The organism is Nostoc sp. CCY0012, assembly GCF_963920855.1.
Lineage (GTDB): Bacteria > Cyanobacteriota > Cyanobacteriia > Cyanobacteriales > Nostocaceae > Cyanocohniella.
In genome coordinates, this window is record NZ_CAWUDM010000017.1 from 38,436 (window position 1) to 63,531 (window position 25,096).

Genomic DNA, 25,096 nt, shown 5'->3' on the forward strand with positions numbered 1-25,096 from the left:
ACACTCTATTAGTCATTAGTTATGGACTTGAGATTAACTCCTAACTGGTTGTCAGATGGTAGATGTTTCAGGCAGTTATTTAAATATTATCCTTTGTCATCAAGGGGAATGCAGTATCAGATAAAACTGAAATTAGGGCAGACCAATTTGGCCTACCCTCAAAGTTATTCGGCTAACTCACTACTAAACTCATTGAATGAACGCCGCTGTAACTGTACTGATTCGGTACGGGGCAACAAATCAAACACTTCTCGAAATTTATCGTCTATTTCTTCATAAGGTACTTGACCCTGCTTATTCAAAACTACCTTACCTGCCTGATCAAAGACTACAACTTGAGGAACAGCCCCAGAGTAGTAATATCCGGCTTCTGTGGGTTCGTAGGTTTGTTTGACAGGAATGCTATCCACATCAATGGGGATAATTTCTGCCGCCCGACCATAAAATTCTTGTACCTGTGAAATAGAAATGGCGTATTTTTTGCAATCAGTACTGTCATCCACATAGAAGGCTAAAAATACAGGTTTGTTATCTGCTAAAGCCTTGGCCAAACTTTCTTTAGGAGGAACCAGTGAACCATTACCAGCATAAATTACAAAAATGTTGCCATCATAAACATCATCATCAATACCAGCAAATGCAGGTTGGACACTTATCACTAATAGACAAGCAAGCAGTAACAAGCATTTGGACACCAACCGTCGCCAGTCAGCAATTTGTTTTTGTAAAAAAAGAAACTTTTTGCTATTCATCAAAGAGAACCTTGCAAGCTACTAATCGCTGTAAGTGTGTGCTGAATTCGGCTAACTGGGCTGGATATATAATTACACCCGCACTCTATTTTTTAAGATAACGCCTACTGGGATTATCTCTCGAAAGTGGGTAGCTTTGGTGGGGAAGTACGGGATGAGGGAGATGGGACTGGCTTTTTGGGCAAGGATTCGTTAAACTCACGCTTATTAAATTTGCAAATTAAAGATTATTAATTAGCAATTACTGGAAGATTGGGGAACGAATGTGGGAAAGAAAATAAGACTCATTGATAGACTGCGACTCGGTTTCGCAGTGTTAGTGGCAAAAAGTGTGACGTTTGTTGTGCGATCGCTCCGTCTGGGTGCTGCTAGTGTATTACCAGGCTCTATTGCTCGTCGCATTGAACCCCGAATTTTAGAATTACTGAGTCAGCAAGTGAAAAACGGGGTGATTCTCATTGCTGGTACTAATGGTAAGACTACTACAGCGCTACTTTTATGCACAATTTTAGAACGCAATGGTTACCGTATCGCCCATAACTCTACAGGTGCAAACCTGGAAAATGGCTTGATGACGGCTTTAATAGAAAACACCAACTTAGTGGGTGCGCTGAACGTTGATTACGCCATTTTGGAAGTAGATGAGAATATTGTACCGAAAGTTTTACAACCTCTCCAACCGAGAATCATCCTTTGTTTAAACTTATTCCGCGACCAACTTGATAGGTATGGGGAAGTAGACAGCATTAGTAAGCGTTGGACAAAGGTCATCTCTACCCTCCCACTAGAAACCGTAGTGATTCCCAATGCTGACGACCCAACTTTATCTTATCTCGGTCAACAGCTACCCCAAAAGGTTTTATTCTTTGGGATGAATGAACCAGAACACTATCTAGAAGCCATTCCTCACGCCGTTGATTCGATTTATTGTCCTAGTTGTGGACACTCTCTGGATTATCAAGGTGTGTATTTGTCCCATTTGGGAGATTTTACTTGTCCCAAGTGTGGTTTTAGTAAAAGTAAGCCCACACTAGAAAGCAGCCAATGGTCACAAATTTTGGTGGGTTTGTATAACAAATATAATACTTTAGCGGCTGTGACTGCGGCGCAAGAGTTAGGCGTTGATCAAGCAATAATTCAAGATACAATTAACAACTTTCAAGCTGCTTTTGGTCGCGCAGAAGATTTGGTCATTAACGGTAAACGAGTGCGAATTTTGTTATCCAAAAATCCTGTGGGGACAAATGAAACAATTCGCGTGGTGACTCAAAGCACTGATAAAACTACACTTTTGGTATTAAACGATCGCACACCCGATGGTACAGATGTATCATGGATTTGGGACGTAGATACAGAAAAATTAGTGGAACGTGGCGGGACTTTAGTAGTCAGTGGCGATCGCGTCTATGATATGGCCTTACGTCTACGCTATAGTGAAAAGTCGGCGCAGAGTCACCTAAATTTGATTGTAGAATCAGATTTGCGTCAGGCCATCGCCACGGCATTAAAACATACACCAGACAATGAAACTCTTCACATTCTACCCACCTATTCAGCCATGTTAGAAGTGCGAGAAGTTCTCACTGGGCGTAAAATTCTTTAATCGGTGAGAGTCAATCAGGTGTGCATAAATAAATTTAGGGGCTTGAAACCCTTTTTGCAGGCGAATTTCAGTATTTTTCTCCCCTGCCCCCTGCCCCCTGCTCCTCTGCCTCTTCGGTAATTACGGGGACAATAATCGCCTCTGGGTCAACTGATAGTTGACTTTGGGCTTGGTTACGAGCGTTGATGGCTTCTCGATAATTAGGCTTGTATTTCAACGCTTGATCATAAGATGCCATCGCCTCTTTATATCGTTGTAAATTTACTAAAGCATTACCTCTGCTGTACCAGCTTTCGGCATGGTTTGCTTGATAACGTACCGCCCGATCATAAGCTGCGATCGCTTCTTGATATTTCTGTAAAATATATTGGGAATTTCCCAAGTTATACCAAACTTGATAATTATTTGGTTTAATGGCTGCGGCTTTCTTATAAGATTCCACAGCTTCTTCATAGCGTTGGCTTTGATGTAACGCCCATCCCCGACTGTACCATGCTTGATAATCTTGGGAATTAGATTTAATTACTTGATTAAATGATTCAATTGCTTGGGGATAACGCCGTAATGTCATCAGTACATTACTTCTAGAGAACCAAGCAGGGTGATAATTTTGTCTATATTGTACAGCTTTATCGTAAGCGGTTAATGCATATTCGTAACGATTTAAATTCACCAGCGCATTACCCAAGGCATACCAAGCTTGACTATAATCTGTTTTCAATTCCACAGCTTTTTCGTAGGCGCTAATTGCATCTTCATATTGCTTTAAGCTATGAAAAGCTAACCCTTTACTATATAAAGCTTCGTAATAATCGGGTTTTAATTCTATGGCTTGGTCATATGCTTGAATTGCATTATTGTATTGCTGTAATTTACTAAAAATTTCTCCTTTAGCACTCCAAACCTCAGCGTATTCATTATCTAATTGTAAGGCTTTATCAAAAGAGGCGATCGCTTCTTGGTAGCGCTGTAAATTTTGTAAAGCAAAACCCCTACCACTCCAAGCTTCTACATAATCTGGTTGAATTTGGATGGCATTGTCGTATGCGGCTAAGGCTTCTGGATATTTTTTCAATTTAAATAATGTTTTGCCTTGACCGTTCCACCCTTGGGCATAATCTGGTCTAATATTTACTGCTTCTTCATAGGCTGCCAAAGCATCTTGATAGCGTTGGAGGTCAAATAGGGTACTTCCTTGTTTAGATAATGCTGTGGCGTTATTAGCATTAATAAAATTAATCACAAATATAGAAGCAACACCACTTGTTCCTACCAGAAATATGCCTAAAGCTAACTTTATTAATATGCCTTTTTTGATTTGCGGAATTTTTAACTTGCTAATCTGATTAATAGGCAAGGCAACATTAGTTGGTAAAGCTGGACTCAAAACTAAAGTCCCAGAAGCCGGTTGCTTTAACTCTTTAAGGCTTTGCAATGCAACCGTTGCTGAAGTATAACGTTGCCGAAAATCGTAACACACCATTTTGTCGATAAATTGGGCAAATTCTGGTGAGACTGTGGTTTGATTTTGCCAAATAATTTCATTACTATCAACATCAATTTCTAACTGATTTGGTGATAATCCTGTAAGGGCTTGAATAGCGATGATTCCCACCGCATAGATATCACTACTAAATTTGGGTGTACCCTGGGCTTGTTCGCCTGGCAGATATCCAGGAGTACCAATAGCCACAGTAGCTTTTGTCTGCCCTTCAGGGCTAACTATTTGAGTGGTGATTTGTTTAACTGCCCCAAAGTCAATTAAAACTAACTTGTTATCTGCTTGCCGTCTGAGTAAATTGTGGGGGTTGATATCGCGGTGAATTACCTGTTGTTGATGAACAAATTCTAATATTTCTAAAATTTCTTGAATTAGGTCAAGCACCTGTTCTTCACTTAAGGTGGTTCCTGGCGTTAACTCTTGACTCAAGTCATGGCCAGTAATCAATTCTTGTACTAGATAAAATTCCGCGTTTTCCTCAAAGAACGCTAAAAGCTGAGGAATCCGGTCATGAATCCCTAATTTATACAAAACCTGCGCTTCAGTATCAAATAAGCGCCTAGCTGTCTCTAAATTTGCTGGGTCAGTGGCTTGAGGTTTCAATCTCTTGACAACACACTGAGGTAATCCAGGCAAGTGAGTATCACAAGCAACAAAAGTTTCACCAAATCCCCCACCCCCTAAGTGGCTAATAATTTGGTATCTTCCAACAAGTGTCTTTCCCAGCATCTCGTTTGCCTAGTTGAGTGCATTGTGTCTGATTCCAATCTTGCCACAAATTAGCTGGAACAGGGAGGATGGGGAGATGGGGAGATGGGGAGATGGGGAGATGGGGAGATGGGGAGAAGATTCATCTAAAATTTAAAATTGATATGATTCCTGTTGGTGATAATATTCGTAGTCGTCATCAGCCAATAATCACTTATTGGTTAATTGGTATTAACATTGTCATATTTTTATGGCAATTAAAACTAGAATTTGCTGGGGAATTAGGCTCTTTTATCAATACCTGGGGTGTGATTCCTGCTCAAATGAGTGGGGCTATTACCCATGCAATCCACGTCACTCCGGCTGCTTGGATAGTGGTTTTTTGGCGTTCGGCTTCACTGTTTGCCCGGCTGTTTCTCCACGGTAGCTTTAGTCAAATTTTGGGAAATCTCATATTTTTGTGGGTTTTTGGCAAAACTTTAGAAAACTTTATTGGACATGGGCGTTTTCTGGGGTTATATCTGGTTGCAGGGATATTGACAGGAATAGCGCAAATTTTGCTGGAACCGAATTTGACAGTTCCCTTGATTGGCGCGAATGGAGCGATCGCAGCTATCTTAGGAGCATATGTAATGCAGTTTCCTCAAGCTAAAGTAGACACAGTTGTGCCATTATTAATAATATACATTCCTATAGAACTGCCAGCTTATTTTTATATTTTTTGGTGGTTTATCCAACAGCTATTTTATGGTGTAGGGAGCTTACACATGGCGCCATTTGGTGTTAATCCCCTTGGCTCTACTTACTGGGCGCAGTTTGTTGGGTTATTTATTGGTGGGGTTTATATGAAGTGGAGAAAATAATTTTACGTCTATTGGGTATTATACATAAAAAGTTATTTTTGTATATATCTTTTGGCTGAAATTCTTATATATCTTATGACAGATTGTCTTTTTGATTTTGAGAATCCATACTCAATCAGAGCTATAGGGTGTAGACAATTGGGAGTAAAGTTATTTAGTGTAATTTGTATTGAAGATGCCAGACGTTAATAGAAATAACAGCGAATTTACTAACGAATTAGCATCTCTAAGACAGCGGATTGCTGAGTTGGAAGCATCAGAAATTGAGCATCAGCAAAAGTACACAGCACTAGAAGAAAAACTAAAAATACTAGAAGCAAAACTGGCAGCAGCAGAACACCCTTATATTCAAGTTGCTGGGTGTGACATTCAATGGAATCTTGATGAAGGCACTTGCAAAGCTCTCAACTTACCAGTTGTCTTGATGTGGAGAGATACAACTCTGGCAGGATTCATGACAGGACTACAAACTATGGTGGGCAGTGAGCGTTTTGCTTTAGCTCTCCAAAGTGAAGGCCGTCGTAGTGTGGAAGCCGATTGGCAAATAATTGCTCAATTTCCAGATTTTGCCGAAGGCTTTGCCATGCTGGCCCAAAATGCTAAGGGGGCAGGTTGGGGACATTGGCAATTGATGGAATTGAACTGGGAAGAGCAAAAATGTCGTTTCCGAGTCAGAAATAGTTGGGAAGGAGCTTATCAGAAAGCCTTGGGTGTCTGTTGGGGTAGCGGCCTGATGGCGGGGAAGTTGGCAGGTTATTGTTCAAAATTATTTACCACTAATTGCTGGAGTCAACAAACAAGCTTTATTGCTAATGGAGACGAATTTGACGAGTTTATAGTCAGTCCTTCCACCGAGTCTCTTGAAACAGAAATTGCCAAGTTGCTATTGACAGATCAAGCCACAAGAGCCGATATGGCAGTGGCATTACAGCAACTCCAAAAAGAAATTCAGGAGCGCCAGCAGGTAGAAATAGCCCTTAGAGAAAGTGAGGAACGACTGAGGCTAGCCTTAGATGCTGCCCGCATGGGTTTTTGGGACTGGAATATGATTAATAATCAATTAATTTGGTCAGAAAATCATCAACTTTTGTTTGGTCTAGTTCCAGGCAGTTTTGCAGGCACTTATGAGGCATTCATCAAGTGTATTCACCCAGAAGATCAGCAATCTGTCCAACAAACACTCACTAATGCTTTGGCGCAAAAAATTGATTACATTGATGAATTTCGGGTGATTTGGCCAGACCAAAGTATACATTGGATTTTTGGCAGGGGACAATTTATTTATAATGACCAAGGTGAAGCAGTACGCATGATTGGGGTGTGTACTGACTTTACTCAACACAAGCAATCAGAAGAAAGTAATCGCCAATTAACCACCAAGGTTCAAGAACAGGCAAATGTTTTAAATGCAATTCTCGCTACTTCTGTTGATCACATTTATATTGTTGATCGCAGGGGTCGCTATCAATATGTCAGTGATGGTGCGGCTACTACATTGGGTTTCAGCAATCAGGATGTTCTGGGTAAGACTGTAAGAGAATTAGAGGTAGACCCAGATTTGGCTCATCGCGTAGAAAATCAATGCCAAATTGTCATGGCGATTGGACAACCAATTAAGGATGAATGTGAATTTATTTTCGCAGATGGATCGAATTTTTATGAATACATCATTACGCCATTACGCAATACCGACCAAATTATTGAAGGTGTAATCATTGTTTCACGAGATATTACCATTCACAAACAGATAGAAAAGTCATTGCGTGACAGCGAAGCTAAATTTCGGCGGTTGTTTGAGTCCAATTTGCTGGGTGTGGCTTTTTGGAATGTGGATGGCTTGATTACTGATGCCAATGACGCTTATTTACAGCTAATTGGTTATACTCGTGAAGAATTTAGCCGCTTAGGTAAAATTAATTGGCGACAACTTACCCCCCCAGAGTATCAAGATATAGACGATCGCGCCATCGCTGAGGTAACAGCTAATGGAGTTTCCCCAATTTACGAAAAAGAGTATGTCCAGCGCCACGGTAAGCGAGTATCCGTTGTTTTGGGATTAGCTCTATTCAATGACTCCCAAGACAACGGAGTAGCTTTAGTATTAGATATTAGCGATCGCAAACAAGCAGAAAAAGAACGCGATCTCCTGCTGCAAAGAGAACAGTCAGCACGTCAAGAAGCAGAAATTGCTAACCGAGTTAAAGATCAGTTTTTAGGGGTTCTCTCCCATGAACTCAGAACCCCACTTAATCCCATATTAGGGTGGTCAAGATTGCTCCGCTGTCGTCAGTTTGATCCAAAAACTATTGAAATAGCCTTGGAAACTATTGAACGTAATGCCAAATTACAAACCCAATTAATTGAAGATTTATTGGATGTTTCACGCATTCTCCAAGGCAAATTGAGCCTCAATATTTGTCCAGTCAATTTAGTTATGGTGGTAGAAGCTGCCGTTGAAACGGTAAAGTTGGCAGCAACCGCCAGATCAATTGAAATTCAGACTATACTAAATCCTGGGTTGCGACAAGTGATGGGTGACTCCAGTCGCCTGCAACAAGTTGTTTGGAACTTGCTATCCAATGCCGTAAAGTTTACACCCATTGGTGGACGGGTAGAAGTTCGCCTAGAGGAAGTTGATTCCCAAGCACAAATTCAAGTTAGTGATACAGGTAAAGGAATCACGCCGGAATTTCTGGCTTATGTGTTCGATTATTTTCGTCAAGCTGACAGTACAACTACACGCAAATTTGGTGGGCTAGGCTTAGGTTTGGCAATTGTGCGTCAGGTTGTGGAACTACATGGGGGAACCGTTGCCGCAGCCAGTCCAGAAGAAGGATTAGGGGCCACATTTACCGTCAGACTACCATTTTTGCTCAGGAGTGTAGAGGTAATGTATCCAGATAATAACGCTGAACTTTTGATGGCTGATGCTTCCTTGGTGGCGGGTATACAAGTCTTAGTGGTAGACGATGAGCCGGATATCCGAGATTTAATTACTTTTATTTTGCAAGAATATGATGTCAAAGTCACCACCGTCTCATCAGCACAAGAGGCTTTAGAAACTTTGTCTCAATGGATACCAGATGTTTTAATCAGTGATATTGGTATGCCAGAGACAGACGGTTATATGCTCATGCGTGAACTAAGAAAGCGATCGCCCGAACAAGGCGGAAATTTACCTGCGATCGCTCTCACGGCTTATGCTGGGGAAATGAATCAACAGCAAGCATTCGCAGCAGGATTTCAATTGCATATCCCCAAACCAGTTGATCCCGACGAATTGATGCGGGCCATCTGCTTTGCCGCAGCGTTACGCTATCGCTAGTTTAATTCATCGGGGCTAATTATGAGTTACAGCCGCAATTCCCCGTGCAAAAATATCCACACAAGTCTCAATATAATCCTCACCGCTGTAGTCGTTTTGTTGATGATTGACACTGCGGCACAGCATTCCAGCTAGTAGCATCCCTGTAAACATATCCACTACAGGAAATAAATCAATCTCAGATCTGACAATGCCACGTTGCTGACTAGATTGGAGATAAGCTAACAGTTTGTCTTTTAAAGGCTTGGCGGCTTCTTTAATCACTTGCTTCGCCGCCTCAGGATGACGTTTAGCTTCACCAATGAAAGTGCGAATTAAGTCTTCGTATTCTTCCAGCATAGCGTTGTAAAGCTGGGCATAGTTCCTCAAGTCAACACCAAGATCCTGTGTCCAAGCTTCAGGATGCGCCAGAGCTTCTGTTTGGAGGGCGGAAGCATTTTCAATTACTGCTTTCAACAACTGTTCTTTGCTGGCAAAGTGACGAAATAATGTCACCTCATTCACATCAGCAACACGGGCTATTTCACGAGTTGTGGCTCCTTGAATACCTAAACGAGCAAATACCTGCGAGGCAGCTTCTATTAAACGTGTACGGGTTAAAGCGGATGAGCGGATAGTTTTATTCATTAATTGTTTGCAAGTACTTACTTACAACTTATGACATGCTGTAAAGGGTTTTGGCATCTAAGTAAAACAAGTTTACACATTTTGCTCTATTGTGGACAAATCTAAAGATGAGCTTTAATACGTAGAAATAGATAGCTTTTTACTCATTTTGGTAACGGGAACAAATATCCCACTTCTTAACTGATGAGGCACTCTTTTGATAGCAGTAAAACCCATTCGCACATAAAATCCTTCAGCATATAAGCTGGCATTTGTAATTACCTGATCCACGCCTTGCTCAGCTGCTTCATGACAAAAATGTTTAACTAAAGTTCGCCCTATGCCTTGACCTTGATAATAAGGATGTACATATAAACTAATAAGTTCCTCAACTATAAAACTAGCAAATCCCGCAATCATGTCATTATCAATAGCAACCCAAAAAGTTGCGACTTGCATACTTTTTAAAATTTTTTTACCATTGGGCTTGTGAAGATAATTCCGCCAAGCTAAAAGCTGTTTGTTACTGTAAAAAGTTGGAGGTAGAGCTTTAATAGCAGCAATATGAATGGCGCTCAATACCCAAGCATCTGTTTCTTGGGCCAGTCGCAGAGATATTTCGTTAACAGTCATAGTTTCTATGATCAACGCGTTACCTGACTGGGACTCATGCCACAATTTTCATGGGCAGAGTAACGATGAATGTTGCCCCTTGTCCAATACCTGGACTTTCGGCGCGGACTATGCCTCCATGTAATTCTACCAAGTGACGCACGATCGCTAGTCCTAATCCTAGACCGCCATGCGATCGCGTGGTTGAACTATTAGCTTGACGGAAGCGTTCAAATACATAAGGTATAAATTCCGGCGCGATTCCCCCTCCTGTGTCGCTCACCCAAATTTGGATTTGGGAATCAATACGTTTGAGTTGCACCGTGACTATTCCTTGGTTGGGTGTAAATTTAACGGCGTTGGAGAGCAAATTCCACACAATTTGTTGTATACGGTTAGCATCACCCATGACTATCCCCGCGCCAGGATCAAATATACACTCGATGCGAATTTCTTTAGCGTCAGCTGCGGGGCGAACAGTATCAACTGCTGCTTCTACAACTGGTATTAGTTCTACAGGCTGGGTATTCAGGCGCAGAGTTCCCCGAATAATCCGCGAGACATCTAAAACATCTTCAATTAATTGTGCTAAGGATCTAGTATTGCGGTCAATTGTTTCTAAAGCCCTAGCTGTGGTAATTTCATCAAATTTACGACTCCTAAGTAGTTGTGTCCAACCCAACATGGCATTCAGGGGAGTCCGGAGTTCGTGAGAGAGTGTAGCTAAAAACTCATCTTTCATCCGGTTTGCTGTTTCCGCTTCAGCACGTGCTGCTTGTTCGCTGGCTAGTAATTGTTCCCGCTCTTGTTCTACTTGCTTGCGATCGCTAATATCAATCATGAACCCATGTAGCACCTGGGGTTTATCTCCACTCCGCACCACATTCACGATTTCATACAGCCACACCACCCTGCCATCAGCCGCTAACATTCTGTATTCAAATTCGTAATTATCGCGTGACAGCGACAATTCATGGCAATACTTTATTGCCCATTCACGATCTTCTGGATGGATGTGTTCTTCCCAAAAATTATCGGTATACCATTCTTGCAAGGGATAACCCAGAATTTCTACAGTTTGTGGCCCCACATAAGTAAACTTACCTGTGGTAACGTCTGCTTCCCAAGGAATTACGCGTACCTTTTCTGTGAGTGTCCGCAATCTTTCTTCACTTTCTTTGAGAGCCTTTTCTGCTAGCTTTTGAGTTGTAATATCTGTTACCAGCGCCACAAAGCCTTCTACTTGCCCTTGTGTCCCAAACTGCGGCACATAAGTTGTACTCACGATATGGGATGAACCATCTTTGCGGAATATTTGATTTTCAAAGGTTACTTGTTGCCCAGAAAATACCGCTTCTATATAAGGAATCAGTGCCTGATAAACTGATTCTCCTAAAACTTCTTGAATATGTTTACCATAAATATCTGCGGCGGAAAAGCCAAACCAATCTTCGTATCCTTTATTATTAAAACGATAGCATTGCTGGGCATCAACATAAGAAATCAAAACAGGTACAGCATTGGTAATTAGCCGCATTTCATCTTCTCGTCGCCGTAGTGCCTGTTCTGTGCGCTTGCGATTGGTTAAGTCTAAAACAAAACTAATAACTTGCTGTTGATTATTTTCTAATAAGGTAGACCCTACCAAAACCGGAACACGACTACCGTCTTTACAAATATATTCTTTTTCAAAGGGCTGACACACACCTTTAGTTCTCAAGTCTGTGATGCAGGATTCGCTGATTTCTAGATATTCTGCTGGTGTCATCTCGCGCCATCTGACTCGCCCGGCTAGCACATCCTTTTGTGAATAACCCACCATGCTTAAAAAGGCATCGTTAGCTTCAATAATTGCCCCGTTGATATCGGCTATAATTACTCCCAGGATGTTGGATTGTACCAACTTTGTAAACTTTGTTTCACTTGCCTGTAGTTTTTGCATACTTGCTTCGAGGCGCTGTTTAGCACGACGTAACTCGGCATTCAGCAAACTAATAAGTATGGTTACCAACAAAAATACGCTTAATCGTATGATGTTATCGGTAGTAGCAACAGAATAGGACAACACAGGCTCTATGAAAAAGTAATTGATGGCTAAAGTTGAAATAAATGTAGCCACCAACCCTGATTCGATGCCACCATACCAAGCACTAATAGCTACGGCAGCAAAAAACAGTGGGAAAATTGTAGGGAACAGCTGTGAGTATAGTAAAAATGTCAGTAGTGATGCACTACCAACAGCTAACAATGCCACAGCGTAGGGTGCGAGCCGGGGGCGGATTCCTTTCAACGTGGCTTCTCCTTTGGTGCAGCTAGCTAAAGCGGGGTTTTAGAAATTTAGCTAAACTATGCGTTCTCTCATCACCTATTTTGCACCGAGACAATCCACAGCTAACAATTATGGGCTGTTAATCTATCTAAAGAGGTAAAGAGGGGAGTGGGGAGTGGGGAGAAAGCAATGGGGAAAGCTCACGACAAAAGTAGAACTAAAGCCGTTTGGGAAAATAGACACTTTTTGTTATTAGTTATTAATCAAGCAAGTAATACAGTTTCAGGACTTACGCAAAAATCACCAAAAACCTTAATTTATGGAACCGCCAAGACGCCCGCGCGCAGCGATGCCCGCAAGGGCTGTAGAACGCCAAGAATCCATAGAGTGTGCGTAAGTCCTAAGTTTACGAAATCAATTGCTTATAAAACCCTGATACTCAGACACTTTACTCCCTACTCCCTACTCCCTACTCCCTACTCCCTACTCCCTACTCCCTACTCCCTATTATCAAAAATGGCTCGTACACCCACATTAACTTTTGATCGCGGTACATTAATTTTGCATCCACCACCACGGGGTAAGGGTTGGATGGATTACGCTACATGGGACGATCGCGTGGAAAAGTTTCGCATTCCGGCGCTGCGATATCGGGCTGTGGTGGAAGCTTTACAAGCGGAAGATGTCTATTTTGTGGATGAAGCGAAAGAATTTTATCCTGTGGATTTGATTGCGAGTGTGGAAATGCAGCCTTATGCCCACCAAAGTGAGGCGTTAACGGCTTGGAAGTTGGCAGGAAGGCAGGGGGTTGTGGTGCTACCTACGGCGGCGGGAAAGACTTATTTGGCGCAAATGGCCATGCAGTCTACACCGCGGACGACTTTAATTGTGGTGCCGACTTTGGATTTAATGCACCAGTGGTATGCTCATTTGGTGGCGGCGTTTCCTGATGCTGAGGTGGGTTTGTTGGGGGGTGGTTCGCGCGATCGCACGGCGATTTTGGTGGCGACTTATGATAGTGCGGCGATTCATGCGGAAAGTTTGGGTAATCTCTATGGGTTGATTGTGTTTGATGAGTGTCATCATTTACCAACGGATTTTGGCCGGGTGATTGCTGAGTATGCGATCGCGCCTTATCGTTTGGGTTTATCGGCGACACCGGAACGCACTGATGGGAAGCACGCTGATTTAAATATTTTGATTGGCCCGGAGGTATACCGCAAACGGGCTGAAGATTTGGCGGGAAATGCGTTAGCTAATCACGAAATTGTGCAAATTAAGGTGAAGTTATCGCAGCAGGAGCGAGAAAGATACAATCAGTTAATTCAAACCCGCAATGATTTTTTACGTCAATCGAAGATTTCTTTGGGGAGTATTCAAGGTTGGCAAATGTTTGTCAAAATGAGTGCGCGATCGCCTGCGGGAAGAAGGGCGATGTTGGCGCATCGTGAGGCGAAATCTATTGCTTTGGGTACTGATGGGAAGTTAAGGGTTTTGGCTGATTTGTTGGCGACACATTTTCCAGAAAGAATTTTGATTTTTACGGCTGATAATGCGACGGTTTACAGTATTTCGCAGCAGTTGTTGATTCCGGCCATTACTCATCAAACTCCGGTGAAGGAACGCCATGAGATTTTAACTAAGTTTCGGAAGGGGGAATACAATACTTTGGTGGCTTCTCATGTGTTAAATGAGGGTGTTGATGTTCCGGCGGCTTCTGTGGCGATTATTCTTTCGGGGACTGGTTCGACTAGGGAGTATATTCAGCGTTTGGGTAGGGTTTTAAGAAAGGGTAATGTGGCTAATAAGCAGGCGATTTTGTATGAAGTGGTGGCTGAGGATACTAGTGAGGAGGGGACTTCGGCGCGGCGTCGGGGGGTGGAAAGAAATAACGTAGACGCGCAAGCGGCTTCCCGAAGGGTACCGCCAAGTAGCCAAGGACGCAAAGAGAAGAAGGGGAATTTGCAGGTTGTGTATGGAGGTGGAAAGGGTAGAAGTCCTAAGGCGGCGGAACAGTTGGAAATAAATTATTCGAGCGATAAGAAAGATGTTACCAACGGAGTTACTAAGTCATCGTCTGAATGGGGAGGAGATAATTCCCAAGAGGTTGAAGATTGATCACAAGAGTTTGGAGTTGGGGAATGAGTTGATTGGTTGTTTTCAGGAGGCTGTGGGGAAGTGTCAAGGGGTGCTGGAACGTCAGCTTCTGGATTTGGAGGGGGATGCAACTGATTATCGGGTGAAGCGGGGGTTGGCTTATATTCTCAAGAGTAGTTTTTGCACTTTTGAGGTGGTGAGTCCTCTAGAACCACCTATGTTAAGGGAACGGGTGTTTGCTTTGGCGGCGCAGTCAGTTCCCAGTGGGGAATCTACGCAAGTTACTTTAAATAAGATTGCTGCTGAGTTAAGTCAGGAACTAGAACGTGAGGTGTTGCTGGAACAGGTGCGTGATGGTTTATATGCTGATTTGGCGGAGAATAAGATTTTAACTAATTTTGATGCGCCTTCTCCTGTGGATTTGTTAAATAGATATAACTTGTCTCAGGTGCAGGGAATTTTTTATAAGGCGAGTCAATTAATTTTAAATGCCCATCGTAATGTTCCGGGGGAATATAAGCTGTTATTTCGTTATTTAAAGTTGTTTCAATTGATGGCTTATATTGAAGGTGATGCTGACCACGGGTTTACAATTACGGTGGATGGCCCGACGAGTTTATTTCATCCGAGTACGCGATATGGGCTGGCGATCGCTAAGTTAATTCCAGCTTTATTACACGTGACTAAATGGAGTTTGGCGGCAACTTTGCAAACCCGCGATGCTTATACTAATACTTGGAAAACTGGACGTTTTACCCTCAATTCGGAATGTGGTTTAGTATCTCACTACTCTAAGGGTAAGCCTTACGATAGTATGCTAGAGTCATCTTTTGCTGATAAATGGGATGCACTAAAAACAGATTGGGTGTTAGAGCGAGAAGTTGATTTAGTGCCGATTCCTGGTAGTGTGATGATTCCCGATTTTCGGTTAATACATCCTGATGGTCGTGATTTCTTATTAGAAATTGTCGGTTATTGGCGACCAGAATATTTACAAAAAAAGTTTTATCAGGTGCGGCGTTCTGGATGTGACAATTTAATTTTGGCTATTTCTGAAAGATTGAATTTAGAAAAAGCTGGAGTAAAATTAGATAATGTGCCGGCGAAAATAGTTTGGTTTAAAGATAAGCTATTACCGAAGTCTGTCTTAGCAGCAATCGAGGAAAATGTATGAAAACTATTGAAACAATTGCCACAGTGACTAAAGACGGTAAAATTACAGTCCAGTTACCGCCTGATATCCCAGCTGGTGAGCATCAAGTGGTAATAGTAATTGAAGACAAACCTGTGGCTGAGAAAGTAGCGATGAAGGAAAAGCGTCCTCCTTTCAATTTTCCAGTAGATCATTATGGTTCTTGGCCTGAAAACCTTTCTTTAAGACGTGAGGATATGTATGATGATTGGGGCCGCTAACTCTGTATTTCTGGATACGAATATCTTGGTGTATGCAAATGTATCCGAGTCTTCTTTTCATCAAGCAGCACTACAAAAGATTCAGAATCTTTATGATACAGAAATTGAGTTATGGGTTAGTCGCCAAGTTTTGCGGGAATTTATTGTGACTCTCACCCGTCCACAAGCATTCACAAATCCTCAACCTATTACCCCATCTTCCGCACCCTAAACTGTCACACAACGAAAAATGGTCGTTTGGGGGTTTGGGATTAGCGATCGCCACCTAAGATTTCGACCTTTTTGTATAAAAAACATCCTAAAATGAATTCAAAAATACGAAATTACCGATTGTGACACCGGGGGGTGCGGAATGTGGGATTACCACAGTCATTGAGCGTGTTAGGTTTTTTCAAACTCAATTTCGAGTAGCTGAAGATAGTCCCGAAGTAACAGAAAAACTTTTATCGTTGATGGAAGAAATTCCTATAGGTGGTAAGCAAGTGCATGATGCAAATATCGTCGCTACAATGCTAGTCTATGATATTCCGCAGTTACTCACCCACAACACCGGTGACTTTACCAGATTTTCTAATTTGATTTCTGTTTCGCCTTTACAAGCATAAGAAATTGTGTATTTAAAATAATTGTTGAAAACTGTTTTATTTAAATAAAGGTGCGTTAAACAAACTGTAACGCACCCAATAATTATTCCACAAATTTTGGTCGTGCCTGTCCTGTTGATTTTAATTTTGACTTTAAATTCACCCAATCTTCCTGCTCAATTAAGTTAATAAATTCGTCAAGATTGTGGCGATATCCTTGTAATGCACTCAGTAAGGATTGGCGATTATATTGTGCCATCATTAATCCTAATTCTGAATTGCCACCTCCCACACGACTGGTATCACGAAAACCTGAACTAGCAAGATTTTGGGCTAATTGCAAAACTGCGGGATCACTTTCACCCATGCAAGCCGCAATCAAGGATGCACTCACCATGACGGGTAAATGGGAAATCCAACTCACTGCTTGGTCATGTTGTTCAGGCTGACAATAATATAGATTAGCCCCAAGCGATCGCACAATTTCTTCTACAACCGCCATCGCTGTCTGTGGCGTTGTCTCATCCGGTGTTAATACGTAAGGTCTACCCACAAATAAGTTATGTTGTGCTGCTTCTATCCCACTATCTGATGTCCCAGCCATCGGGTGACCACCAATAAAATTTTTCCATAGGGGAACAATGTCCTTGACTATGGGGGCTTTGACTGAACCGACATCAGTTACCACCGTAGTAGCAGGTAGATGATAAATCAGCTGCTGCAATTGGGGAACAATAAGGGCGATAGGCGTACAAATAAATACAACTTCTGCGGCTGCTAACAAATTCATGTCCACAGATGCTACATCGACGCTACCTAAAGCCATAGCTCTTTCACAGGTAGATTCCCGGCGACTGACTCCTAAAACATGATGACCTTGCGATCGCAAATCATAACCCAAAGAACCACCTATCAGTCCCAGTCCTAAAATACCAATTTTCATTTTCGATTTTGACAGTTTATTTATTACTTATTTTCTACATACTTTGCCAACTATTCATGTTGGTGTTTGAGGGGTAGCATTCATGACTGTAGAGGAATTGCTAGAAAAATACGCCACAGGAATTATTGACTTTAGTGGTGTTGAGCTTGTGGAAGCCAACTTGAGTGGTGTCAAACTCAGTGGTGTAAATTTCAGTTCGGCAGATTTAAGCATAGTTAACTTGAGTGGCGCGAACCTCAGTGCTGCTAACTTGAGTCATGTCAAGCTCAATGTGGCCAGATTGAGTGGCGCAAATTTGGACAGCGCTAATCTGAATAATTCTAGTCTCAATGTTGCTAATTTAATTCGTGCCGATCTCAGTCGCGCTCAATTACGGGGCGCATCCCTAGTCCGGGCTGAGTTAATTCGGGCTGATCTCAGTCGGGCTGACTTGTTTGAAGCTAACTTGAATAGTGCTGATTTGCGAGAAGCTACACTGCGACAAGCCAATCTGCGTCACGCCAACTTCAGTGAAGCTAGTTTGAAAGGCTGTTCTTTGGTGGGCGCTAACTTGGAAATGGCTAATTTAAACGCCGCCGATTTAAGTCGTGCTGATCTGAGTGGAGCCAATGTGCGTGATGCTGAACTCAAGCAAGCCGACTTGCGTCATGCTAACCTCAGCGGTGCAGATTTAAGTGGTGCAAATCTCCGTTGGGCTGATTTACAAGGTGCGAATCTTCGTTGGGCTGATTTAAGTGGCGCTAAACTGAGTGGAGCTAACTTAATGGGTGCAGACTTGAGTAATGCCAATTTAACCAATGCAAGTTTAATACATACTAATTTAACTCAAGCTACTTTAATTAAAGCCGAATGGATAGGTGCAGACTTATCTGGTGCTACTCTCACTGGAGCAAAACTGTATTCCACATCCCGATTTAATTTAAAAACCGAAGGTATTACCTGTGAATGGGTTGATCTTAGTCCCAATGGCGATCGCTCGATTATCCAAAAATTTGATGCGACAGATCCACGGGAATTTTTTAATGAAACTGCGCCGACAATCCAGATCATGGTTGATACAGCCCTAGAACATGAAGCTAATTTTGCCTTAGCTGCGGCTTATTACCAAATTGCTCAGGAATATCGGGGATTGAAACAACCCCCCAGCATGGAAATTGGCCGTCGTCGCACTGTCTTGACTTTTCGATTAGACAGCGATGAAGCCTTATTCCCTACAGCTTGTATGGCAATTTTGCCGTTTCTAGATGCTATTAATACCCATAAAAATATTTATACAGTCATGGAAATGATGGCGACAGAGGATATATTTTCTCTGGGATTAAAAGCACCTGATAGAGTAATGGAATTAACAATGCTCATCCAGCAAGCTATGAGTCAGGTTGAGAAAATTAGACAAATGAAACGAAATTTGGAATTAGCTGGAAAATTAAATTTCTGTAGAACCCCAACCCAGACTATATTAACTAATTCCAGCGCTCAGACTTTAATTATCTATGATCACCCTAATTTTGGTAAAAAATTTATTCATCCTGCTGATGGTAATGTAACATTTTCAACTAGCATGAGCAGTGAAATTACTATATCTACACCACCAGCGTTAAATATGGTGGTGGATTTCCTCAAAAGCTTCCACTATATCAGTCAATATTAAAGACAGGTAATGGTATTAGTAATAAGCAACAAAATTTGGGAGAAAGCAAATGCGCGATCGCTTTAATAAAATGATGGGACGGACTCGCTATGTGGTTTGTCGCTTGTTTTTGCACTTAGCCGGGTCTGATGTCGCACCAATTCTCGGAGTATTAAATAGTAGCGCCCGCGAAGCCATTGATGCGGACGGTGACTTGAAGGTTTTGGGAGAAGGATTAGTAGAAATTTGCGAAACTCTGTTGCGATATGATGAGTCTTGGCTTTCTGCTGCCAATGAAGGTGAAGTATTTTGGGATGAAGGGGATGCGGGGGATTTTGTCAATGACTTATTTAGTGACTCTGCCGAACGCTACGGTGCTGAATATGATTTAAATGCGCCTGCTGGTGGAGATCAGTCTTTTTCTCTACCTGTAACCCGTAACGTCATTGTCATGATTACTGTAGCCTATGAAGGAGAAGTTCCTGATTTGGAAACCGATTTATCCAATATTCCCGCACTCAAGGATGCTTTGAAAGCCTTAATCAATTTGCATTACAAAGACCAATTCCGCGCCATTCAGTTTCATTTTTCACCCGCACAGTTAGGTGATGAACTGACTAACGATCAGCTATTGCAATACTACCCAGAGTTGATTCCTCTATAACTTGTTGGGTAGTCTCTACATTACTACCTTGATTGAGACTTGTTAAGCTCGAAGGAAGGACATAATCAAATGCTCATGAAAGTATTACGAAAATTTACAGTTGTTTTTTTAGCTTTGAGTTTGTGCTTAACAACTGTTGCTTGTGGTGGTTCTAACCAAGCTACCGCGCCAACTAGGAATGTTAACAGTACCTCTACAGCCACAAAATTAAGTGATGGTCAGTATCAAGTACAGCAAGCCACCTTTGATGATGGTACTGGAGAATATACACTGTTTTTACTCAACAGTACTCCCCCTACATTTCAAACCGATAATTTGCAAATGGCACGGCTAACCGATGAAGAAATCAAGGAAGGAAAGAAAACTTCTTTGAAGGTCGAAAACGGACAGCCGGCTTTATACATGACAGAAGACTTTAAAATCGAGTATATCCACAACGTCACCGAAACACAAACCAATCCCCAAACGGGACAACAACAAACGGTGGTAGTAAGACGAGAAAGTAACTTTTGGGCGCCTTTTGCTGGTGCTGTGGCTGGTAACATCGCAGGTCAAGCCATCGGTAATATGTTATTTAGACCCCAATACTATGTACCACCGGCTTATCAGCCGGGAGGAGTGCTAACTGGTTATGGCGGCTATGGTAGTACCTACAATCAAGCAGTTAGTAGCTATCGCACTCGTTACAATGCACCACCAGCAGTTGAGCGCAATCGTACAACTTTCCGCACTACAGGTAACGTGAGAAGGTCAGCACCTAATACATCCACTGTCAGGACTACACCTCGTCCCACTACAGGTAATCGTTCATCTGGTTCCGGTGTGGGTGCCAGTAATCTCAGAAATAATAACAGATCCGGTTCCACTAGACCTAGATCTGGTAGTAGCAGTTTTGGTACTAGACGTTCTACAGGTGGTAGTCGTTCGTTTGGTTCCGGTGGCGGTAGAAGACGTTAATCAAGTTAGGAGTCAGCAGTATATTTCACTTGCTGACTCCTAATTTTTACGCAATATTTCAGTTAAGTCAGAGCTACTACTGGTTGTGGCCAACGTCCCACCGCTTTACCAATCACGGCTAATTCTTGCATTAAGTAATCAAAACGCTCTGGTGTTAGGGATTGTGGCCCATCAGATAAGGCTTTAGTGGGGTTGGGGTGAACCTCAATCATCAGAGAATCAGTTCCAGCTGCGATCGCCGCCATTGCCATCGAGGGGACAAATTCTGACCAGCCTGTGCCATGACTAGGATCAATCATGATGGGTAGGTGAGTTAACTTACGCAATACTGGCACTACTGATAAATCCAAAGTATTACGGGTGTGTTGGCGATCAAAAGTGCGAATACCCCGCTCACACAAAATCACATTGGAATTACCCGCTGCCAAAATATACTCGGCTGCCATTAACCAATCTTCAATGGTGGCGGCCATTCCCCGCTTTAATAGCACTGGTTTGGGCTGTGCGCCTACTTTTTTTAGCAGGGAGAAGTTTTGCATATTTCTCGCTCCCACCTGAATCACATCGGCCACTTCAGCGATGATGTCCAGTTCGGCTGCATCCATGACTTCAGTAATAATACCTAATCCGCTAGCTTCTCTGGCCTTTGCTAACAAATCTAAAGCACTTTCACCATGTCCTTGAAAGGCATAAGGAGAAGTCCGGGGTTTGTATGCACCACCACGCAAAAACTTAGCGCCTGCTGCCTTGACACGCTGCGCCGTTTCAATGATCATTTCTTCATTTTCTACGGAGCAAGGGCCTGCTACAACTACCAAGGGGTGATTTTCCCCAATGGTGACATTGCCATCAGGAGTATTAATTACTACCTCTGAAGCTTCTCCATGACGGAACTGACGGCTAGCCCGTTTGTAGGGCAACTCTACTCGTAAAACTTGCTCAATCCAAGGGCTGACTTCCTGGACTTGTAAGGGGTCTAAGCTGGCGGTTTCACCTACTAAACCAATGACAACTTTGTGTTGACCAATAATTTTTTCTGGTGTCAGTCCCCAAGTAATTAGTTCCTCATTAATGCGGTTAATTTCCGCTTCTGGGGAACCACTTTTCATGACTATAATCATATTTAAGTTTCCTAATTATTTCGGGAATTAAGTGAATTTATTTAATTAAGTTGAAAATTTTGCTGATTTTCCCAGATATAGCGCTCAGTGACTTGGCAACTGCATATAGGGTTTAATCAAATTTATAATTTTTTATTTAGCAATGTTGAAGTTATCAAATGTCAACTTCAACATTTACTTGAAAATTTACCCAATAACACAGTTGTCTGATATCTGAGCGCCGAACATCATACGTTCTTTTGCCGAGTTTCGCGCCACACTTCCACCATGCGACCCCAATTTGTGCCAAATTCACCTAAACCAATGAAACTTCCAGGTCTTTCTTCATCCCAAGAGGCAGAGAGAACCCCATAAGTGATTCCCAAAACTCCTATACCAAAGAATCCCATATTTACCAGTAACACGGCAATGGGAGGCAGTTTGATATCAGAATAGGTGGCTAGTAAATAGCTGACCACTAAGCTAGTAATACCCAAAGCTGTGGGTATACCACAAAATCCAGCCACCCGCCGAATCATCCGTTGACTGACTACTTCGGGAATTGCCATCTCTTCTTTTTTGAAGGGTGGCTGCTTACTAGCTGGTTTTTCAATTACTTTTGGCTGTACTGGGGGATTATTGGTCGCTTTGGCAGGTTTTTGGCGCTTTTTTTTCGGTTCAAAGGGTAAGCGACTGCGTTCAGATTCTTCAGCAGACATAAGCAGTTGTTCCTATCCACGAATACCAAGACGAGCAATCAAAGCTTGGTACTTTTCTCGGCTACCTGCTTGAATGTAGGCGAGAAGACGCTTGCGCTGACCAATCATCTTCAACAATCCACGCCGAGAAGAATGGTCTTTTTTGTTGGACTGGAGGTGTAAGCTGAGGCGGCTAATGCGCTCGGTCAGCATAGCAACTTGAACTTCGGCAGACCCAGTATCGGTTTCGTGAACTTGGTAGTTCGACATTATTTCTTGTTTGCGCTGTTGCGTCAGAGCCATGATCGATTCACTTTCTAGTTTTTATAAATGTATGCAGCAGTCTCCCATGATATCACAGGGATGGGGAGTAGGGAGTGGCTGACAGGTGTAGGGGTTTAGTTTTCGATAAAGCCAATGCGATCGGGGGGCCAAAAACGAAACGTTGCCCGACCGATGATATTTTGTCTTGGTAAAAAGCCCCAGTAGCGAGAATCGTTACTATCGTTACGGTTGTCTCCCATGACAAAAAACTTGTCTTCGGGGACTTGTACTGGTGGGAATGGCTGATTGGGTGGTTCAGCGATGTAGTCTTCTATTAAGGGTTCACCGTCGAGGTAAACTTTACCGTTAGTCACCTTGAGGATTTTTCCAGGGACACCAATTACCCGCTTAATAAAAGCTTGGTCTGAAGGATATCCCCGTTTTTGTAATTCTTCAGGTGGCTGAAAAACGATAATATCCCCAGATATAGGAGGGTGAAAACGGTAAGAGACTTTTTCTACTACCAGGCGATCGCCTGTGTGTAATGTAGGTAGCATAGAGTCTGATGGGATGTACCGGGGTTCGGCAATAAAAGTCCTAATCAGGAGTGCCAAACATAAGGCGATCGCAATGAGAGTGAGATTTTCTTGCCAACTACTCCATGCTTTCGATGACGTAGCCGCTTGTTTTGCATCACTTTCGTCAGGGTTCATATAAATTTTCAGCCAGTTTAACAAGTGGGACGAATACCTTGATTATCACTTTACGCGATAGACGCAAAACTCTATTAGGACTGACGCTGCCATCAACATGGCTACTGGTCAATACGGAGTTGAGATAACAGTCAATAATCGAGGACTGAATATTAAGTCAGATATTGATAAAAGAGAATGCAAAGCAACGGATTTTGAACAGAAGAGATTTAATTAATAAATGATTTACATAATATCCCAGGACTTACGGAAGCAACCACGTATTTTCGTCATTGCGACCGTAGGGAAGCAATCTCAAAGCCTTGATTTTCGTAGCGAGTGCGTAAGTCCTAAACTTAAAAAAAAGGGCGTGGAATGCATTTCATAAATCACGCCCAATAATGAATGCAATGAATGTTTGCGTCTTAATAGACTAGAGGTGCAATACCACGCATCTGACGCAAAGAATTTATACAGGCTGGACAGTCACATTGAAATAAATCAACTGCCATATCACTTTCTTCAACATTAAACGCTAGTAGGGGAACTTCTTTTTGAGTAGAAAACTCTACATCCGGTTCATATTCAGGAATTTGCGCCAATACTGAAGCCCTAGCACATACTAATCCCACTACATGTTTATTGCGTATACAGGATAGTTTGTCTGTATTGTCTACTTCTGGTTCAGCCGCCTGTGCTTGATTAGCCATGACTCCCATAGAAAGAATCGAACTAACTAGCATAGGGGTCGAAAGCAAACTAAGTATAGTTTTTTTGTTCATTTAAATTAGGTTTCCTTTTAAAACAATCCTGAATGTTTAGATTATCCGATTAAATCTTACGGTTCAAGTAAAGATCCATCAGGAATACCAACCAGTTGTACCATCTCATCTGTTTGATCGATTAAGATCATGGCAAGTTCCTGTAATTGATGATTAATGCGATCGCTTGTGGTGGAAACCTTGGCTGGACGTGATTTGAAGCTATCATTTAACTTGATTTTCCCCATCCCCCCATTCTCCTCACGCTCCCATACCCGAATACCGTTTCAATCCTGCACGCCACAGCAGACGATTTGCACCCAAAAATAATAATATCCAACCCATGATTGATAAAAATCCCCGCCCGACATCCACAGGTAAACCCACCAAAAGACTCGCCGGGAAATCAATCAAATAAGGAAAAGGCGTAAACATGACAACTGTTCGCACCTGTTCAGGAAAAACATCTAAAGGTGCAATTAACCCAGACAAAAACAAATAAAATAACATCCAGAAGTTTTCTAAAGCGCTAGCTCGTTCTGTCCAAAAAGCAAACAGCGCAAAGGTGTACTGAATTGTAAACCGTAAGATAAAAGCTAGCACAACTGCCAACCCAAACAATAAGAATTGCCTCAAACTCGGCAACCAAAAAGCCTGGGGATAAAGTAAAAAAAACAACCCAACTAGTAAAAATGCAAACGGTATGCGAGCAACTCTTTCCGACAAATGAGATGCCACATGGTGCCACACTGGATCTATGGGTTGTAATAACCGGGATGACAACTTACCCTCTACTACTTCCTTTTCAAACTCCCAAATTACCCAGACAACACTAATTTGCCTGACAACAAAAACCGTGAGAAAGTAACGAGCAAAATCTACAGGAGTCAAACCAAACTGCCCATCTTCCGCCGCTTGTATCCAAACACCCATCAAGATAATTGGCAAAGCCCCAGCCAAAACCCACAAAATCAATTCTGCCCGATACTCCACCATATGGGCATAATAAACAGACAGAAAAGTCAAAATTTTCCTAATAGTTTTTTTCATTGAA

General features: G+C 42.3%; 24 protein-coding genes. 11 read left to right on the forward strand and 13 right to left on the reverse strand.

Translation table 11 applies throughout. The features are described 5' to 3' along the window. Nucleotides 1-164: 164 nt before the first annotated feature. Nucleotides 165-752: a thylakoid membrane photosystem I accumulation factor gene (locus tag ACM0OS_RS06860; RefSeq protein ID WP_414542419.1), complete on the reverse strand. Its 588-nt coding sequence runs from the start codon at nucleotides 750-752 to the stop codon at nucleotides 165-167. A 265-nt stretch (nucleotides 753-1,017) separates the two neighbouring features. On the opposite strand from ACM0OS_RS06860, the gene ACM0OS_RS06865 reads away from it, so the two are divergent. After that, nucleotides 1,018-2,355 carry a MurT ligase domain-containing protein gene (locus ACM0OS_RS06865; RefSeq protein ID WP_414542420.1) on the forward strand — a complete coding sequence of 446 codons (1,338 nt, stop codon included), beginning with the start codon at nucleotides 1,018-1,020 and terminating at the stop codon, nucleotides 2,353-2,355. A gap of 67 nt (nucleotides 2,356-2,422) precedes the next feature. On the opposite strand, the gene ACM0OS_RS06870 is transcribed toward ACM0OS_RS06865, so the two are convergent. After that, nucleotides 2,423-4,585, reverse strand: coding sequence for a tetratricopeptide repeat protein (locus ACM0OS_RS06870; RefSeq protein ID WP_414542421.1), 2,163 nt, complete (start codon nucleotides 4,583-4,585; stop codon nucleotides 2,423-2,425). Between the two features lie 143 nt (nucleotides 4,586-4,728). Here ACM0OS_RS06870 and ACM0OS_RS06875 point away from each other — a divergent pair, with 143 nt between their 5' ends. Then, nucleotides 4,729-5,427, forward strand: a complete 699-nt coding sequence (locus ACM0OS_RS06875; protein WP_414542456.1) for a rhomboid family intramembrane serine protease — start codon at nucleotides 4,729-4,731, stop codon at nucleotides 5,425-5,427. A 175-nt stretch (nucleotides 5,428-5,602) separates the two neighbouring features. Beyond that, nucleotides 5,603-8,752 (forward strand): PAS domain S-box protein, encoded by a 3,150-nt coding sequence (locus ACM0OS_RS06880; protein ID WP_414542422.1) that lies wholly within the window; start codon nucleotides 5,603-5,605, stop codon nucleotides 8,750-8,752. 15 nt (nucleotides 8,753-8,767) lie between these two features. Here the strand turns inward: ACM0OS_RS06880 and ACM0OS_RS06885 are convergent, their stop codons facing one another. From ACM0OS_RS06885 to ACM0OS_RS06895, 3 genes are all read right to left on the reverse strand, one after another. Then, nucleotides 8,768-9,379 (reverse strand): TetR/AcrR family transcriptional regulator, encoded by a 612-nt coding sequence (locus ACM0OS_RS06885; RefSeq protein WP_414542423.1) that lies wholly within the window; start codon nucleotides 9,377-9,379, stop codon nucleotides 8,768-8,770. 114 nt (nucleotides 9,380-9,493) lie between these two features. After that, nucleotides 9,494-9,991, reverse strand: coding sequence for a GNAT family N-acetyltransferase (locus ACM0OS_RS06890; protein WP_414542424.1), 498 nt, complete (start codon nucleotides 9,989-9,991; stop codon nucleotides 9,494-9,496). A gap of 34 nt (nucleotides 9,992-10,025) precedes the next feature. Next, entirely contained in the window at nucleotides 10,026-12,260 is a 2,235-nt protein-coding gene (locus tag ACM0OS_RS06895; RefSeq protein ID WP_414542425.1) for a PAS domain S-box protein, read from the reverse strand. A gap of 495 nt (nucleotides 12,261-12,755) precedes the next feature. On the opposite strand from ACM0OS_RS06895, the gene ACM0OS_RS06900 reads away from it, so the two are divergent. The 5 genes from ACM0OS_RS06900 (at nucleotide 12,756) to ACM0OS_RS06920 (ending at nucleotide 16,354) form a co-directional block, all read left to right on the forward strand. After that, nucleotides 12,756-14,357: a DEAD/DEAH box helicase family protein gene (locus tag ACM0OS_RS06900; protein ID WP_414542426.1), complete on the forward strand. Its 1,602-nt coding sequence runs from the start codon at nucleotides 12,756-12,758 to the stop codon at nucleotides 14,355-14,357. Then, nucleotides 14,287-15,510 carry a DUF790 family protein gene (locus ACM0OS_RS06905; RefSeq protein WP_414542427.1) on the forward strand — a complete coding sequence of 408 codons (1,224 nt, stop codon included), beginning with the start codon at nucleotides 14,287-14,289 and terminating at the stop codon, nucleotides 15,508-15,510. The genes ACM0OS_RS06900 and ACM0OS_RS06905 overlap by 71 nt, the downstream gene beginning before the upstream one ends. Next, entirely contained in the window at nucleotides 15,507-15,749 is a 243-nt protein-coding gene (locus tag ACM0OS_RS06910) for a hypothetical protein (RefSeq protein ID WP_414542428.1), read from the forward strand. The genes ACM0OS_RS06905 and ACM0OS_RS06910 overlap by 4 nt, the downstream gene beginning before the upstream one ends. Beyond that, on the forward strand, nucleotides 15,730-15,960 hold the full coding sequence (locus ACM0OS_RS06915) for a type II toxin-antitoxin system VapC family toxin (RefSeq protein WP_414542429.1): 231 nt from the start codon (nucleotides 15,730-15,732) through the stop codon (nucleotides 15,958-15,960). The genes ACM0OS_RS06910 and ACM0OS_RS06915 overlap by 20 nt, the downstream gene beginning before the upstream one ends. 121 nt (nucleotides 15,961-16,081) lie before the next feature. After that, entirely contained in the window at nucleotides 16,082-16,354 is a 273-nt protein-coding gene (locus ACM0OS_RS06920) for a type II toxin-antitoxin system VapC family toxin (protein WP_414542430.1), read from the forward strand. Between the two features lie 82 nt (nucleotides 16,355-16,436). Here ACM0OS_RS06920 and ACM0OS_RS06925 read toward each other — a convergent pair whose 3' ends face one another. Beyond that, the gene (locus ACM0OS_RS06925; protein ID WP_414542431.1) at nucleotides 16,437-17,276 is read right to left on the reverse strand and encodes a prephenate/arogenate dehydrogenase; all 840 of its coding nucleotides are present in this window, start codon (nucleotides 17,274-17,276) and stop codon (nucleotides 16,437-16,439) included. 82 nt (nucleotides 17,277-17,358) lie between these two features. Between ACM0OS_RS06925 and ACM0OS_RS06930 the strand changes: the two genes are divergently transcribed. The 3 genes from ACM0OS_RS06930 (at nucleotide 17,359) to ACM0OS_RS06940 (ending at nucleotide 20,527) form a co-directional block, all read left to right on the forward strand. Next, on the forward strand, nucleotides 17,359-18,927 hold the full coding sequence (locus ACM0OS_RS06930) for a pentapeptide repeat-containing protein (RefSeq protein ID WP_414542432.1): 1,569 nt from the start codon (nucleotides 17,359-17,361) through the stop codon (nucleotides 18,925-18,927). Between the two features lie 49 nt (nucleotides 18,928-18,976). Continuing rightward, on the forward strand, nucleotides 18,977-19,570 hold the full coding sequence (locus tag ACM0OS_RS06935) for a DUF1517 domain-containing protein (RefSeq protein WP_414542433.1): 594 nt from the start codon (nucleotides 18,977-18,979) through the stop codon (nucleotides 19,568-19,570). Nucleotides 19,571-19,639: 69 nt separating this feature from the next. After that, nucleotides 19,640-20,527, forward strand: a complete 888-nt coding sequence (locus ACM0OS_RS06940; RefSeq protein WP_414542434.1) for a hypothetical protein — start codon at nucleotides 19,640-19,642, stop codon at nucleotides 20,525-20,527. Between the two features lie 62 nt (nucleotides 20,528-20,589). Here ACM0OS_RS06940 and aroF read toward each other — a convergent pair whose 3' ends face one another. The 7 genes from aroF to ACM0OS_RS06975 all read right to left on the reverse strand — a co-directional run bounded on the left by aroF (nucleotide 20,590) and on the right by ACM0OS_RS06975 (nucleotide 25,092). Continuing rightward, complete coding sequence (gene aroF, locus ACM0OS_RS06945) at nucleotides 20,590-21,648, reverse strand: 3-deoxy-7-phosphoheptulonate synthase (protein WP_414542435.1); 1,059 nt, start codon at nucleotides 21,646-21,648, stop codon at nucleotides 20,590-20,592. A 227-nt stretch (nucleotides 21,649-21,875) separates the two neighbouring features. Further along, nucleotides 21,876-22,346, reverse strand: a complete 471-nt coding sequence (locus tag ACM0OS_RS06950) for a PAM68 family protein (RefSeq protein WP_414542436.1) — start codon at nucleotides 22,344-22,346, stop codon at nucleotides 21,876-21,878. A gap of 12 nt (nucleotides 22,347-22,358) precedes the next feature. Beyond that, nucleotides 22,359-22,628 carry a 30S ribosomal protein S15 gene (gene rpsO, locus ACM0OS_RS06955; protein ID WP_414542437.1) on the reverse strand — a complete coding sequence of 90 codons (270 nt, stop codon included), beginning with the start codon at nucleotides 22,626-22,628 and terminating at the stop codon, nucleotides 22,359-22,361. Between the two features lie 95 nt (nucleotides 22,629-22,723). Then, nucleotides 22,724-23,302 carry a signal peptidase I gene (gene lepB, locus ACM0OS_RS06960; RefSeq protein ID WP_414542438.1) on the reverse strand — a complete coding sequence of 193 codons (579 nt, stop codon included), beginning with the start codon at nucleotides 23,300-23,302 and terminating at the stop codon, nucleotides 22,724-22,726. Nucleotides 23,303-23,706: 404 nt separating this feature from the next. After that, entirely contained in the window at nucleotides 23,707-24,063 is a 357-nt protein-coding gene (locus ACM0OS_RS06965) for a hypothetical protein (protein ID WP_414542439.1), read from the reverse strand. A 56-nt stretch (nucleotides 24,064-24,119) separates the two neighbouring features. Continuing rightward, nucleotides 24,120-24,290 (reverse strand): hypothetical protein, encoded by a 171-nt coding sequence (locus ACM0OS_RS06970; RefSeq protein WP_414542440.1) that lies wholly within the window; start codon nucleotides 24,288-24,290, stop codon nucleotides 24,120-24,122. Nucleotides 24,291-24,303: 13 nt separating this feature from the next. Next, nucleotides 24,304-25,092, reverse strand: a complete 789-nt coding sequence (locus tag ACM0OS_RS06975) for an ABC transporter permease (RefSeq protein WP_414542441.1) — start codon at nucleotides 25,090-25,092, stop codon at nucleotides 24,304-24,306. Nucleotides 25,093-25,096 lie beyond the last annotated feature (4 nt).